This is a genomic window from Amycolatopsis sp. NPDC005961, assembly GCF_040629235.1.
In the GTDB taxonomy this organism is placed as follows: domain Bacteria; phylum Actinomycetota; class Actinomycetes; order Mycobacteriales; family Pseudonocardiaceae; genus Amycolatopsis; species Amycolatopsis camponoti.
This window is the reverse complement of sequence record NZ_JBEXVF010000129.1, coordinates 1-12,845: the sequence shown is the minus strand read 5'-3', so window position 1 is coordinate 12,845 and position 12,845 is coordinate 1. Positions and strand designations below refer to the sequence as shown.

The 12,845-nt window shown below is 72.5% G+C and carries 14 protein-coding genes; 12 read left to right on the top strand and 2 right to left on the bottom strand.

Annotated elements, in window-relative coordinates; genetic code table 11:
- The first annotated feature begins 770 nt into the window (after positions 1-770).
- Complete coding sequence (locus tag ABZ342_RS48025) at positions 771-1,520, top strand: phosphoglyceromutase (RefSeq protein WP_155548719.1); 750 nt, start codon at positions 771-773, stop codon at positions 1,518-1,520.
- 1 nt (position 1,521) lies between these two features.
- Here the strand turns inward: ABZ342_RS48025 and ABZ342_RS48020 are convergent, their stop codons facing one another.
- Together ABZ342_RS48020 and ABZ342_RS48015 are read right to left on the bottom strand one after the other, a co-directional pair.
- Positions 1,522-2,400, bottom strand: coding sequence for a hypothetical protein (locus ABZ342_RS48020; RefSeq protein WP_360488554.1), 879 nt, complete (start codon positions 2,398-2,400; stop codon positions 1,522-1,524).
- Complete coding sequence (locus ABZ342_RS48015) at positions 2,397-3,035, bottom strand: DNA-binding response regulator (RefSeq protein ID WP_155548721.1); 639 nt, start codon at positions 3,033-3,035, stop codon at positions 2,397-2,399. Before ABZ342_RS48015 ends, ABZ342_RS48020 begins: the two co-directional genes overlap by 4 nt.
- Positions 3,036-3,101: 66 nt before the next feature.
- Between ABZ342_RS48015 and ABZ342_RS48010 the strand changes: the two genes are divergently transcribed.
- The 11 genes from ABZ342_RS48010 to ABZ342_RS47960 all read left to right on the top strand — a co-directional run bounded on the left by ABZ342_RS48010 (position 3,102) and on the right by ABZ342_RS47960 (position 12,836).
- Positions 3,102-3,974, top strand: a complete 873-nt coding sequence (locus tag ABZ342_RS48010; protein WP_155548722.1) for an oxidoreductase — start codon at positions 3,102-3,104, stop codon at positions 3,972-3,974.
- A 145-nt stretch (positions 3,975-4,119) separates the two neighbouring features.
- The gene (locus ABZ342_RS48005) at positions 4,120-5,361 is read left to right on the top strand and encodes an ATP-binding protein (RefSeq protein WP_196425854.1); all 1,242 of its coding nucleotides are present in this window, start codon (positions 4,120-4,122) and stop codon (positions 5,359-5,361) included.
- Positions 5,358-6,047 carry a response regulator transcription factor gene (locus ABZ342_RS48000; protein WP_003062718.1) on the top strand — a complete coding sequence of 230 codons (690 nt, stop codon included), beginning with the start codon at positions 5,358-5,360 and terminating at the stop codon, positions 6,045-6,047. The genes ABZ342_RS48005 and ABZ342_RS48000 overlap by 4 nt, the downstream gene beginning before the upstream one ends.
- A gap of 115 nt (positions 6,048-6,162) precedes the next feature.
- Entirely contained in the window at positions 6,163-7,146 is a 984-nt protein-coding gene (locus tag ABZ342_RS47995; RefSeq protein ID WP_360488549.1) for a Ppx/GppA phosphatase family protein, read from the top strand.
- Positions 7,147-7,303: 157 nt separating this feature from the next.
- Positions 7,304-8,956: a hypothetical protein gene (locus ABZ342_RS47990; protein WP_360488546.1), complete on the top strand. Its 1,653-nt coding sequence runs from the start codon at positions 7,304-7,306 to the stop codon at positions 8,954-8,956.
- Between the two features lie 74 nt (positions 8,957-9,030).
- Positions 9,031-9,843, top strand: coding sequence for a sugar phosphate isomerase/epimerase family protein (locus ABZ342_RS47985; protein ID WP_360488543.1), 813 nt, complete (start codon positions 9,031-9,033; stop codon positions 9,841-9,843).
- Positions 9,844-9,977: 134 nt separating this feature from the next.
- Positions 9,978-10,805, top strand: a complete 828-nt coding sequence (locus ABZ342_RS47980) for a thioesterase family protein (RefSeq protein ID WP_155548725.1) — start codon at positions 9,978-9,980, stop codon at positions 10,803-10,805.
- Positions 10,806-11,170: 365 nt separating this feature from the next.
- The gene (gene proC / locus ABZ342_RS47975; RefSeq protein WP_360488540.1) at positions 11,171-11,983 is read left to right on the top strand and encodes a pyrroline-5-carboxylate reductase; all 813 of its coding nucleotides are present in this window, start codon (positions 11,171-11,173) and stop codon (positions 11,981-11,983) included.
- A gap of 54 nt (positions 11,984-12,037) precedes the next feature.
- The gene (locus ABZ342_RS47970) at positions 12,038-12,181 is read left to right on the top strand and encodes a hypothetical protein (RefSeq protein ID WP_360488537.1); all 144 of its coding nucleotides are present in this window, start codon (positions 12,038-12,040) and stop codon (positions 12,179-12,181) included.
- A 182-nt stretch (positions 12,182-12,363) separates the two neighbouring features.
- The gene (locus ABZ342_RS47965) at positions 12,364-12,579 is read left to right on the top strand and encodes a helix-turn-helix domain-containing protein (RefSeq protein ID WP_013222402.1); all 216 of its coding nucleotides are present in this window, start codon (positions 12,364-12,366) and stop codon (positions 12,577-12,579) included.
- Between the two features lie 155 nt (positions 12,580-12,734).
- Positions 12,735-12,836, top strand: coding sequence for an AURKAIP1/COX24 domain-containing protein (locus ABZ342_RS47960; protein ID WP_007030867.1), 102 nt, complete (start codon positions 12,735-12,737; stop codon positions 12,834-12,836).
- The last annotated feature ends 9 nt before the right edge of the window (positions 12,837-12,845 follow it).

Genomic DNA, 12,845 nt, shown 5'->3' with positions numbered 1-12,845 from the left:
CGTCGTCCCGCCCGCCCCCAGCGGGTCAACACCGGATACCCGGCCTCAAGGGCGCCTTCGGCGTCGCTTCGCGATGAGCTTCGCTCACTCTTGACCCCGGGTCTCCGGTGCTGACTGCGGCTGGGACGAGGGGCGGGGGAGGTCTAGGGCGGTCGGTTTGCGCGGCCGGGCGAGGGCGGCGAGGTCTGGGGCGGCCCTGCGGCCTCCTCCTCACCAGGCAATCCCCCGCCACACCCTTGGGGGGCGTGCCCTGTTCCAGTCTATCGGTGGGGGGCTGCTCGAAGGGGTGATGCCGCGAATCTGTGGATAGCCGGAGCCGTTGTGGACAACTCGGCCCGCGCACCTGAGCGGAACAGGCGGGACGGCTCGAGGGAGGGGGGAGTCGCGATCTCGAGCCGCCCCGCTGAAGTTCCCGCCGATCAGGACCCGGTGACGAGGGGGGTGCCATCGGGGCCGGCGGGCCGCGGCTCGGCAGGGGGGAGACGAGCCGCGGTCGAAGCCCGAAACCGGCCGGGGAGTGCGTGGAATCCGGCCGCTCGGGACGTAAGTCAACCTGTCAGATCTCGACCTGTAATCACAAGACTACTCCCTAGTCCGTTCGAGTGAATTTTAGTTGTGGCGATAACGGTGCGCAGTCCGATGCCCGGATTTTGCGCGTTGTTGGCACTTGGACTTGTGTAAGAGTGAAGGTGTTACTGCGCGGTAACACACTCTGTGTAGGACACGAGGTCACCAGTCGATCGAGTGGTCCCGTCTGGCAGGCTGTCGGCATGGCCGAGATTGGGACGTTGGTGCTGCTCCGCCACGGGCAGAGCACGTGGAACGCGGAAAACCTGTTCACCGGCTGGGTGGACGTGCCGCTGTCGGAACAGGGCGAGGGCGAAGCGCGCCAGGGCGGGCAGCTGCTGTCCGATGCCGGGCTGCTGCCGGACGTGGTGCACACCTCGCTGCTGCGCCGGGCGATCTCCACCGCGAACATCGCGCTGGACGCCGCCGACCGGCATTGGATCCCGGTCAAGCGCGACTGGCGGCTCAACGAGCGCCACTACGGTGCGCTGCAGGGCAAGGACAAGAAGCAGACCCTGGCCGAGTTCGGCGAAGAGCAGTTCATGCTCTGGCGCCGCTCCTACGACACCCCGCCGCCGCCGATCGACCCGAAGGACGAGTGGAGCCAGGCGGACGACCCCCGCTACGCGAACCTCGGCGACAAGGCGCCGCTGACCGAGTGCCTCAAGGACGTCGTCGAGCGGCTGCTGCCCTACTGGGAGTCCGAGATCGTCCCCGACCTGCGCGCGGGCAAGACCGTGCTGGTCGCCGCGCACGGCAACTCGCTGCGCGCGCTCGTCAAGCACCTCGACGGGATCTCCGACGCCGACATCGCCGGCCTCAACATCCCGACCGGCATCCCGCTGCGCTACGACCTCACGGCCGACCTGAAGCCGGTCAAGGCCGGCGGCGAGTACCTCGACCCCGAAGCCGCCAAGGAAGCCGCCGCCGCGGTGGCGAACCAGGGCCGCTGACTCACGCCGCGGTGACCGGCCGGACGGCCGTCGCCTTCCAGCTCGCCCCTTCACGGACGATGTCGAATTCGGCCGTGAAGGGCTTGCCGGTGGCCTGGCCCGTCGCGTCGGTCACCTGCAGCGTCGTGAAGAACAGCACGACCGCCCGCGCGCCGGTGAGTGTGACCACGCCTGCCATCGGGTCCGGCCCGAGCGCCACCTTCGTGCCGCTCTTGCGGATCGCCTCGACGTAGGTGCCCTTCTTGGCGCGGTACTCGCTCAGCATCGGGTCGGCGATGACGGCCTCGGCCCGCGCGTACGAGCCGTCCGGGTCGGCGCTGTCGGTCGTGAACAGGCCGCCGCCGATCGCCCGCGCGCCGGCCAGCGCCGCGTCACGGGTGCCCGCGGGAGTGCCATCGTCCTGGTGTGGCGCGGGCGGTGGCTGGGCCGGGCTCACCGCGATGTCCGAGAGCTGCCAGTGTCCCGCGGCCTTCTGCGCGGTGAACGCGACCGTGGCCAGCCCCTTCGTGGTGCCGCTGTCCTGCTCGAGCACGGCCAGTTCGCGGACCCGGTCGCCGGTGAACTCCAGCGCGGCCGCTTCCCGCACCCGCGTCGCCAGCCGTACCTGCTGCGGGCTCTTCCTGACCACGTCGAACAACGTCGCGAGCTGCTGCTTCGCGGCGCCGGTGACGTTCGCCGCGACGGCCTGGTCGAACGCGGCCGGGTTCGCGGAGTCGTAGCTGAAGACCGCCTCGGCCGCCGTCTTCACCGCGTCGAGCGCGGCGGCCGTCCCCGGCCCGTCGACGAGCGCGAGGTTGCCGCTGAGCGGGGTAGCCGTGCCGGAAACCGGCGCGGAGCACGCCGACACCACCAGGAGCAGTGCCGGCAGCGCGAGCTTCACAAGAGCCCGGCCTCGCGGGCCCGTGCCCCGGCCTGGAACCGCGACGACGCGCCGAGGATCTCCATCACCTCCGCCACCCGCCGCCGGTAGGTCCGCAAGCCGACGCCGAGAGCGCGGGCCGCCGTCTCGTCCTTGCAGCCGGAGGCCAGCTGCTCGAGGATCTCGCGCGCGCCCAGCTCGGTGAACCGGGCCTGGTACGACTCCAGGTCGGTGCCGCCGGCCCAGGCCGCCTCGAACAGCGACTGGATGCCCTGGACCAGCTCCGGGCTGCTGACGACGGTGTAGCTGCGGACGCCGCCGACGTGGTCGCCCGCCACGATCGCGATCCGGCGGTCCAGCAGGATCGTCTCGTTGACCTCGCGCTCGGTGATCCGGATGCGCGCGCCGTGCGTCGCCATGAACCGCAGGTGCTCCGCCAGCGCCGGGTCGAACAGGACGCCGGGCAGGTACATCTTGCGCACCGACGTGGTGCGCACCGCCTGCTCCCGTTCGGGCGCGCTCGGGTGCGCCACCGACCAGGTGTGCAGGTCGCGGGCCGCGCACGAGATCTCCGTCGCGGTCGCGAACAGGTGGGCCGTCCGCTCGAACAGCTCGGCCTCGCCCCGCACCACCACGACGTCGCTGACTCTCTCCACGTATTCCAGTGTGGCAGCTAAATGCCAAACCCGGCGCCGCTCGCGCCGGATCGCGAGGCTGGAGCCATGACCACGAACACCACCCTTCCCGCCGCCGCGGCGGGCACCTGGAAGCTCGGCTCCTTCGAAGTCAACCGCCTCGGCTTCGGCGCCATGCGTCTGATGTCCACTTCGGACGGCGGCATCCGCGACCGCGAGACGTCGATCGCCGTGCTCCGCCGCGCCGTCGAGCTCGGCGTCAACCACATCGACACCGCCGTCTTCTACTTCGCCGGCCCGCGCTCGGCGAACGAGCTGATCAACCGGGCCCTCGCGCCGTACGGCGACCTGACGATCACCACCAAGGTCGGACCGGGCCGCGACTTCACCGGCGCGTTCTACACCGCCCGGCCGGACCAGCTGCGGGCCCAGGTCGAAGAGAACCTGCGCGAGCTGGGCCTCGAGCACCTCGACGTCGCCAACTACCGGATCGGCCAGGGCCTCGACCGCGGGGAGGGCTCGCTCGCCGACGGCTTCGGCGCGCTCGCCGAGCTGCGTGAGCAGGGCCTCATCCGCGAGCTGGGCATCTCCAACGTCGCGCCGCACCACCTGACCGAAGCCCTGGAGATCGCGCCGGTCGTCTGCGTCCAGAACCAGTACGGCCTCACCGCCCGCCGGGAGGACGACGAGATCGTCCGGATGTGCGCCGAGCGGGGGATCGCCTTCGTGCCGTTCTTCGCCGTCGCGAGCGGGACGGGCGAGGACGCCCGCGTCGCCGAGGTCGCCCGCCGGCACGACGCCACCCCGGCCCAGGTGCGGCTCGCGTGGACCCTCCACCAAGGACCGCACGTGCTCGCCATCCCGGGCACCGGGGACGTCGAGCACCTCGAGCAGAACGTCGCCGCCGCGGCGCTGCGGCTCACCGAGGAGGACTTGAAGACCCTGGACGGCGATGCGTGATTCACCCGGAATGTCTCGCCGCGGAATCGATCGGGTGAACGCGGGCTGAAGCACCGGCGAACATGTCTGCCCCAGGTGTCGCGGTGCTCACGACAAGGCGGACAACGCTAGGCCGAAGGGCCACTTCTCAGCTTACGATCGGCCTGTGACCACGCCTGTTTCCCTCGCACTGGCCATCGGAACGTTGGTGGCCGGTGCGGTGGTCGGCTACCTCCTCGCGCGGGCCCGGACCCGTCGCGAAGAGGCCCGGCCGCCGGGTCCGACCGTCGCGGAGCTCCTCGAACGCCTGGTCCGCTCGTCCCACAACGGCGTCGTCGTGCTCAACAGGTTCGGCGACATGGTGCTGCACAACCCGCGGGCCTACGAGCTGGGCCTGGTGAAGGTCAACCAGGCCGACTCGCGGGCCCGCAAGGCCGCCGAGCAGGTCGTCGAGACCGACGAGCCGATGGAGATCGACCTTTCGCCGCTCGAAGCGCGCGGCCGCCAGCCGGAGGCGGTGCTCGGCGAGGTCCGGCCGCTCGGCGACGGATTCACCGTCGTCGAGGCCGTCGACCACTCCGAGGCCATCCGGCTGGAGGCCGTCCGCCGCGACTTCGTCGCCAACGTCAGCCACGAGCTCAAGACCCCGGTCGGCGCGATCGCGCTGCTCACCGAGGCCGTGCTCGACGCCGCCGAGGACGTCGAGGAGGTCCGCCGCTTCGGCGGTAAGATCCTGCGCGAGTCCACCCGGCTCGGCCAGCTCGTCACCGAGCTGATCGCGCTTTCGCGGCTGCAGGGCGCCGAGCGGCTGCCGGACCTCAACGTCGTCGAGGTCGACGCGGTCGTCCGCGAGGCACTCGGCCGCACGACGCTCTCGGCCGAGTCGGCCGACATCCGGATCACCACCGACACCCCCAGCGGCCTGCTCATCGAGGGCGACCGGACGCTGCTGGTCACCGCGCTGTCGAACCTGCTGGAGAACGCCGTCGCGTACTCGCCGGCCGGCAGCCCGGTCTCGATCAGCAGGCGGCTCGCCGACGGGATGGTCGAGGTCGCCGTCACCGACCGCGGCATCGGCATCCCCGAGGACGAGCAGACGCGCGTGTTCGAGCGGTTCTACCGCGCCGACAAGGCCCGTTCGCGCGCCACCGGCGGCACCGGGCTGGGCCTGGCGATCGTCAAGCACGTCGCGGCCAACCACGGCGGCTCGGTCGGGCTGTGGAGCCGCCCCGGCACCGGCTCGACGTTCACGCTGCGCATCCCCGCGCACGTCCGCCCCGAACCGGCCCTCGAGCCGGCGCGGACCACCAAGACCTCGCCGGCACCACGGCAGGAGAAGACCCCCGAGCGCACCCCGAGGCTCGTGGTTACCGGGCAGGACAGCCCAGATCATGGAGGAAACCTGTGACCAGGGTTCTCATCGTCGAGGACGAGGAGTCGTTCGCCGACCCCCTCGCCTTCCTGCTGCGCAAGGAAGGGTTCACCGCGGCCGTCGCCGGCACCGGCCAGGCCGCGCTGGAGGAGTTCGACCGCAACGGCGCCGACATCGTGCTGCTCGACCTCATGCTGCCCGGGATGAGCGGCACCGACGTCTGCAAGCAGCTGCGCCAGCGGTCGGCCGTGCCGGTGATCATGGTGACGGCGCGCGACAGCGAGATCGACAAGGTCGTCGGCCTGGAACTGGGTGCGGACGACTACGTGACGAAGCCGTACTCGGCGCGGGAGCTGATCGCGCGCGTGCGGGCGGTGCTGCGCCGCGGCGGCGAGCCGGGCTCGGAAGGCGAGCTGGCGCCGCTGGTGCTCTCGGCGGGCCCGGTGCGGATGGACGTCGAGCGGCACGTGGTGACGGTGGACGGCGCCGAGGTTTCGCTGCCGCTCAAGGAGTTCGACCTGCTGGAGTACCTGCTCCGCAACGTCGGCCGGGTGCTCACGCGCGGCCAGCTGATCGACCGGGTGTGGGGCGCGGACTACGTCGGCGACACGAAGACGCTGGACGTCCACGTGAAGCGGCTGCGCTCGAAGATCGAGCCGGACCCGGGCTCGCCGCGGCACCTGGTGACGGTCCGCGGCCTGGGCTACAAGTTCGAGACGTAAGCGGGCTTTTCGGGCGGTGACGCCCCGGTGGGGAGGCGCGCCGGGGCGGTACCGCACCGAGTGTTGTTGGTTACATGTTCGAGACCTGGCGCTGGGCCCGGTACGCTGGACCCCCGTGCGCCTAGGGGTACTCGACGTCGGTTCCAACACCGTCCACCTTCTCGTGGTCGATGCCCACCGTGGCGCCCACCCGACGCCGATGCATTCCGAGAAGTCCGTGCTCCGGCTGGCCGAGCAGCTCACCCCCGGTGGCGAGCTCAGCAAGGCCGGCGCCGACGACCTCGTGACCGCCGTCGAATCCGCGAAGGACGCCGCCGCCCGGCTGGGCTGCGAAGAGGTCATGGCCTTCGCCACCTCCGCGGTCCGCGAAGCGAAGAACTCCGCCAAGGTGCTGGCCCGCGTGGCCGACCGCACCGGCGTCGAGCTGCGGGTCCTCTCCGGGACCGACGAAGCCCGGCTCACCTTCCTCGCCGTCCGCCGCTGGTACGGCTGGTCGGCCGGGCAGCTGCTGGTGCTCGACATCGGCGGTGGCTCGCTGGAGATCGCGATGGGCCGCGACGAAGAGCCCGTCCTGGCCGAGTCGCTTCCCCTGGGCGCGGGCCGGACCACGCGAACCCGCTTCAAGCACGACCCGCCGACGCGCTCCGAGCTCGTCGCCACGTCGGCGTGGCTCGACGACCAGCTCACCGAGCTCGCGCGGAAGGTCACCAAATGGGGTGAACCCGATCGTGTCGTGGCGACGTCGAAGACGTTCCGGTCGCTCGCCCGGCTGACCGGCGCCGCCCCCTCGGCGGCGGGCCCGCGCGTGCGACGTACGCTCACGGACACCGCATTGCGCCAGCTCCTGGCGTTCATCTCGCGGATGCCGTCGGCCGACCTCGCCCAGCTCGAGGGCGTCAGCTCGAGCCGGTCGCACCAGCTGGTGGCCGGCGCGCTCATCGCGCAGGCGACGATGCGGGCGCTCGGTTTGCCCGAACTCGAGATCTGCCCGTGGGCTCTGCGAGAAGGTGTCATCCTGCGGCGGCTGGACCATTCCAACGGCGCGGATGAAACTGGAGCCGGTCTCGTGGGGCGCTTCGGCGCACAGGAGGACCGGTGAAAGCACGCGGCTGGACTTCCCGGAAGGTGGACGGGCACGGTGGAGAGGTGACGGACATGCAAAGGTCGGCGTACAGCGCGCGCGGCGCCGCCGGCGTACCGTCGGATACCGCTTCGCCGAGTGCCGAGGACCCGGAGCGCGCAGGGGATTGCCAGGTATGACGGACCAGACCGGAGACGGCCAGCCCCAGAAGACCGTGGCTGAGCTGCTCGCCCAGCACGGTGCCCAGGTCGACGGCGGCAACCGCCGTCGGCGCCGTCGCGCGGCCGAGGACGACGACGAGCCCGGCACCCCGGAGACCCCGCCCGGCGCGACCGGTTCCCACCGGCGTCCGGGCGTCAGCGACACCGGCCCGCAGGCGATCATCGACCGGGTCGCCGGTGAAGGCACCCCGCCGCCGCCGAACCGGCCCGCCGGCCGGCGCCGCGCCGAGCCGTCGTCCCCGCCGCCGCCCGCACCCCGCGCCGTCCCGCAGGACTCCCAGCCGCTGCCGCGGCCGGTCCCGCCGCCCCCGGCCCGGCCCGCCCCCGGCGGCGCCGAGTCCGGCCAGTACGCGCGCCCCCCGGCGCCGCCGCAGCCGTCGGGCCAGTTCAGCCGGCCGCCCCAGGAGTCCGGCCAGTTCGCCGGCCCGCCGTCCGCGCCGCAGCCGTCGGGGCAGTACCCGAGCCCGCAGGAGTCGGCGCAGCTGCCCGTGCCGCCGCGCGCGCCCCGGCGCCAGCCGCCGCCCCCGCAGCCGTCGCAGCAGCTGCCGACCCCGCCGCCGCCCGCGGCCGAGGAGACCCGCGCGGCCGTCCCGCCGGTCCGGCGCCGTCCGCCCCCGCAGGCTTCGCAGCAGCTGCCCACCCCGCCGCCGCAGCCGTCCCAGCAGCTGCCGACGCCGCCGCCGAGCGGACCGCTGTCGGCGCGTCTCGACGGCCTCAACGGCACCCCGGACGCCGAAATCGACCCCCCGGGCCCGATGGCCAGCGGCACGTTCGCGCCGCCGCCCGCCGCGCCCGGCCGTCCGCGCCGGGGCCCCGCGCGCCGTCCGCAGCAGGAGGCTTACACCGAGCAGTTCGACGCGGTGAAGGGCGGACCGCCGGTCCCGCCCGCGCCGAGCAAGAAGCCCGACGCGGCCGAGCCGCCGCCGTCGTCACCGGGCGGGCTCGCGAACTGGCGCAAGCGCCGGCAGAAGGAGCAGCTGGAGGACACCGAGATCGGCGTCATGCCGGTGGTGCCCACCGACGCTCCGGCCGACGGCTACCCCGACGACGACTTCGAGCCCGAGGGCTTCGCGCCGGAGAGCAGCGGCTACCAGGCCGCCTACGACGCCGGCCCGCCGACCGGCACGTACCCGCCGCCGATGCCGTTCGCGCCCGGCGACCGCCCCTCGCGGGCGCCGATCCCGGACGACCTCGAGCCCTACGAGCGCGAGTTCACCGACGGCTACCCGGCGGGCGGCCCGGACTTCGAGCAGGACGAGTACGGCTACGAGCAGGGCGACGGCTACGAGGACGACGAATACGACGACGTCCCCGAGCCGGTCGCGGAGCCGGAGCCCACGACGTCGCCCGGCAAGGCCTGGCTGGCGCTCGCCGGCCAGCTGGCGCTGGGTGTCGTCGGTGGCGCGGCCGTGTGGCTGGGCTTCAACTGGCTGTGGGTGAACATCCCCGCGGCCGCCCTGGTGGCGGCGCTGCTGGTGGTCGTCGCGCTGGTCTGGATCGTGCGGAAGATCCGCCGGGCCGAGGACCTGCAGACCACGGTGCTGGCCGTGCTGGTCGGCCTGGTCGTGACGGTGTCCCCGGCGGCGCTGCTGCTCGTCGGCCGCTGACCGCGGCGGGGGCGCGGTGATCCGCGTCCCCCTTCCGGCCCGGCGATTCCACCCACCCTCGGTGACGAGGCAGGATGGCGCGCGTGACAGACGAGAAGCCGGTCCCCGTCGGGCTCAGCACGGCGTCCGTGTGGCCCCTCAAGGCCGGGACCGCCTTCGAGCTCGCGGCCGAGCTGGGGTACGACGGCGTCGAGGTCATGGTGTGGGCCGACCCGGTCAGCCAGGACGTCAGCGCCCTGCGCCGGTGGTCGCGCCGCACCGGGGTGCCCGTGCTGTCCGTCCACTCGCCGTCGCTGCTGATCACCCAGCGGATCTGGTCGCCCGACCCCGTGGTCCGGCTGCGGATGTCCGTCGAGGCCGCGGCCGAGCTCGGCGCGCGGACCGTCGTCGTCCACCCGCCGTTCCGGTGGCAACGGCGGTACGGCGACGCGTTCGGTGATCTGGTCGACGAGCTGGAGGAGTCCAGCGGGATCGAAATCGCCGTCGAGAACATGTTCAAGGTGCGCCCACCGGGTGGTTCGAAGAATTCCCGGGTCTCCGCGTTCCGGCCGTCGATCGACCCGACGGACGTCGGTTTCCGGCACTACACGCTCGACCTGTCCCACACAGCGGCAGCCGGGATGGACGCACTCGCGCTCGCGCAGCGGATGGGCGAGGGCCTCTCGCACGTCCATCTGGCGGACGGCACCGGCCTCCCGAAGGACGAACACCTGGTACCCGGCCGCGGTGGCCAGCCCTGCGCCGAGATCCTGGAGAAGCTGGTCAGCGGCGGTTTCGCCGGGCAGATCGTGCTGGAGATCAACACCCGGCACGCCGGGACGGGTGCCCAGCGGGTCCGGGACCTGGCCGAGGCATTGCTGTTCGCGCGATTCCACCTAGGGCAGTAATTGCGCGCTCGCGGCGCGGACACGACTACTCCCGGGTCCATTTACCGGGACCGAACACGTAAAGTCCCGACTGTGAAACCGTCGCGCTCGTTGATCGTCACCTTGCCGGATTCCTCCATTGGTACGGCGCGTTCGTGAGCGGAACGGACGGCACCGCCTTGTCCTTCGACACGGCGAGTGTGGCGCGGTCGCTGGGGGACGGCACCTTCACCGCGGTGCTGCGTGCGGAGTGGGCCATCGGCTCGCACCCGCACGGGGGTTTCCTGCTGGCCCTGCTGGCCAAGGCGGCGATCGCCGCGCTGCACGAGCGGGGTGAGCCGCACGCGGAACCGCTCGTGGTGAGCGCGGAGTTCCTGCACGCGCCGGCGTTGGGCCCGGTGCTGCTGCGCACGGACGTCCGCAAGGTCGGCCGCCGCGCGACGGTCGTCGAGGTCCGGCTGGAGCAGCGCGGCCGCAGCTGCGTCGAGGCGCGCGTGACGACGGGACGGCTGCCGATGCGGCGCCCGGAGTGGACGGACGTGCCGTCGATGCCGGCCGAGCCGTCCCCGGGCGCGCTCGCGATGGCGGAGAGCACGGAGGGCCCGTTCAACCTGGCCAAGGGGTGCGAAGTCCGCCTCGACCCGGCGACGGCGGGCTACCTCGCCGGGCGCACGGACGAGCCGCCCCGCATGCGGCTGTGGGTCCGCCCGCGCCACGGCCTGGTCGACCCGTACTTCACGCTGCTGGCGTCGGACGTGAACCCGCCGGTGGTGATGAACCTGGGCCGCATCGGCTGGGCCCCGACGGTCCAGCTGACGGCGCTGCTGAGGACCCGCCCGGCCCCGGGGTGGCTGCGGGTGGTGGTGGAGTCGCGGTCGGTGCACGAGTCGTGGTTCGACTCGGACGCGACGGTGGTGGACTCCCAGGGACGGCTGGTGTGCCAGGCCCGGCAGCTGGGGCTCGCCCCGGCACCGGGCGCCTGAGGCGCGTCCAGGTCGGCTTGGGGCCGGTGGCCGCGGGCTAGGCGCGTTGGATCGGCTCGGTGGGGCGCGGGACTGCGGTGCGCGCCGGGCCCGGCAGCTGGGCTGAGGCGCGGTCGGTCGGTTTCGGCGGTGACGGTGGGCGGCGTGGGCCCAGCGTCGCGGGTTCGATTCCGGCGCCGGAATCGATGGCCGGCTGCGGCGCGCGCCAGGCCGGGCGGTTGAGCCCCGGGTTCCGGTCGGCTCCCGCGGTCGGGGCCCAGCGTGGCTGGGCTCACGGGCGGCACCGGAGCCACCGCGCGCCAGCCCGGCAGCTGGGGCTCGCCCCGGCACCGGGCGCCTGAGGCGCGTTTGGCACGCTTTACGGCATGACGGTCATCGCGGTGCTGGGTGCGGGAAAGATCGGCGAGGCGTTGCTCTCGGGGCTGCTGCACGGCGGCCACGAGCCGGGCGACCTGCTCTTCACCGAGCGGTACCCGGCGCGCGTCGAAGAGCTCACCGCGCGGTACGGCATCCGGGGTGTCGAGGTCGAGGACGCCGCCAAGCAGGCCGATGTCCTGGTCGTCGCCGTGAAGCCGCAGGACATCGATCCGGTGCTCGATGAGCTGGCGCCGCTGCTGAGCCCGTCCTCGCTCGTCGTCTCGCTGTGCGCCGGGCTGCCGACCTCGCTCTACGAACGGCGGCTGGCCGACGGCGTTCCCGTCGTGCGGGTCATGCCGAACACGCCGATGCTGGTCGGCGAGGCCATGAGCGCCATCTCCGCCGGCCGCCACGCCACCGCCGAGCACCTCGCGGTCGTGCGCGACCTGCTCTCGCACGTCGGCCAGGTCGTCGAGGTGCCCGAGGCGCAGCAGGACGCCGTCACGGCGCTGTCCGGGTCCGGCCCGGCTTACTTCTTCTTCCTGGTCGAGGCCATGATCGACGCCGGCATCCTGCTGGGCCTGCCGCGCGCGCTGGCCGGGCAGCTGATCATCCAGTCGGCCGTCGGCGCGGCGAAGATGCTGGCCGAGTCGGACGAGCACCCGGTGCTGCTGCGCGAGGCCGTGACGTCGCCGGCGGGCACGACCATCAACGCCATCCGCGAGCTGGAGAAGCACGGCGTCCGGGCCGCGCTGCTGGCGGCCATCGAGGCGGCCAAGGACCGGTCGGTCGAGCTGGGCAAGGCTCACGACGAAGACTGAGCGCGTGCTGGGACGGCGCGGTGCCGGCGGCCGTTGCGCGACCGCGGACCTGCGGTGTGTAGCGAAGTCGGCGTCGATGTCCGGCTTGGGCTGCTCGACGTCCTGCTCGTCTGCGGGTGGTACCACGCGATTTCGTTCACCGTCCGGGCGCTCCGGCTGCCCCTCGAGCCGGGTACCGCGCGCCCGGATTCGCCGTAATGGGCGATTCCTGCGGCCTTGCACGCGCGAGTGCCCATGCGTTAGCGCTGGTAGGGGCCCATCTCGGTGACAGGCGTCGCATTAGTCCCACCAGTCCCGCTACTCTCGATAGAGCACGTGCGTGTCGGTACCACAGGTGGGGAAGCCTCGTGGCGCGACGCGTGTCGAAGGACGCGGTAAACATGTCGCCGAACAAGAAGGAGGATCTGCCGGCTGTCGGGCAGGTCCAGTTCCTGACGGTCGCCGAGGTGGCCACGCTGATGCGGGTCTCCAAGATGACCGTCTACCGTCTCGTGCACTCGGGTGAGCTGCCCGCCGTAAGGGTCGGCAAGTCCTTCCGGGTGCCGGAGAAAGCAGTGCACGAGTACCTCCAGGGTGCCTATTACGACGTGGGTTGATCCACGTCTCGGCCGGCGGCACGTCGTCCTACGACGTGCCCGCCGACCGGCCCCTCCGGGGTGACGGGTAACCTGGAAAACCGCTCGTGCCTGTGCGCTCCACCCGTTGGACGCTGCGCCGGGCAGCGTGACCGACGACGACCTAAGGAGCGCCCATGGGCTCTGTGATCAAGAAGCGCCGCAAGCGCATGTCGAAGAAGAAGCACCGCAAGCTGCTTCGCCGCACGCGAGTGCAGCGTCGGAAGGCCGGTAAGTAAGACCCAGCC

Bases quoted from the DNA above. Each gene is read 5' to 3' on its own strand.
- proC (WP_360488540.1), top strand. From the start codon at position 11,171: ATGACGGTCATCGCGGTGCTGGGTGCGGGAAAGATCGGCGAGGCGTTG.
- ABZ342_RS48010 (WP_155548722.1), top strand. From the start codon at position 3,102: ATGACCACGAACACCACCCTTCCCGCCGCCGCGGCGGGCACCTGGAAG.
- ABZ342_RS48025 (WP_155548719.1), top strand. From the start codon at position 771: ATGGCCGAGATTGGGACGTTGGTGCTGCTCCGCCACGGGCAGAGCACG.
- ABZ342_RS47965 (WP_013222402.1), top strand. From the start codon at position 12,364: ATGTCGCCGAACAAGAAGGAGGATCTGCCGGCTGTCGGGCAGGTCCAG.
- ABZ342_RS47985 (WP_360488543.1), top strand. From the start codon at position 9,031: ATGGCGCGCGTGACAGACGAGAAGCCGGTCCCCGTCGGGCTCAGCACG.
- ABZ342_RS47990 (WP_360488546.1), top strand. From the start codon at position 7,304: ATGACGGACCAGACCGGAGACGGCCAGCCCCAGAAGACCGTGGCTGAG.
- ABZ342_RS47960 (WP_007030867.1), top strand. From the start codon at position 12,735: ATGGGCTCTGTGATCAAGAAGCGCCGCAAGCGCATGTCGAAGAAGAAG.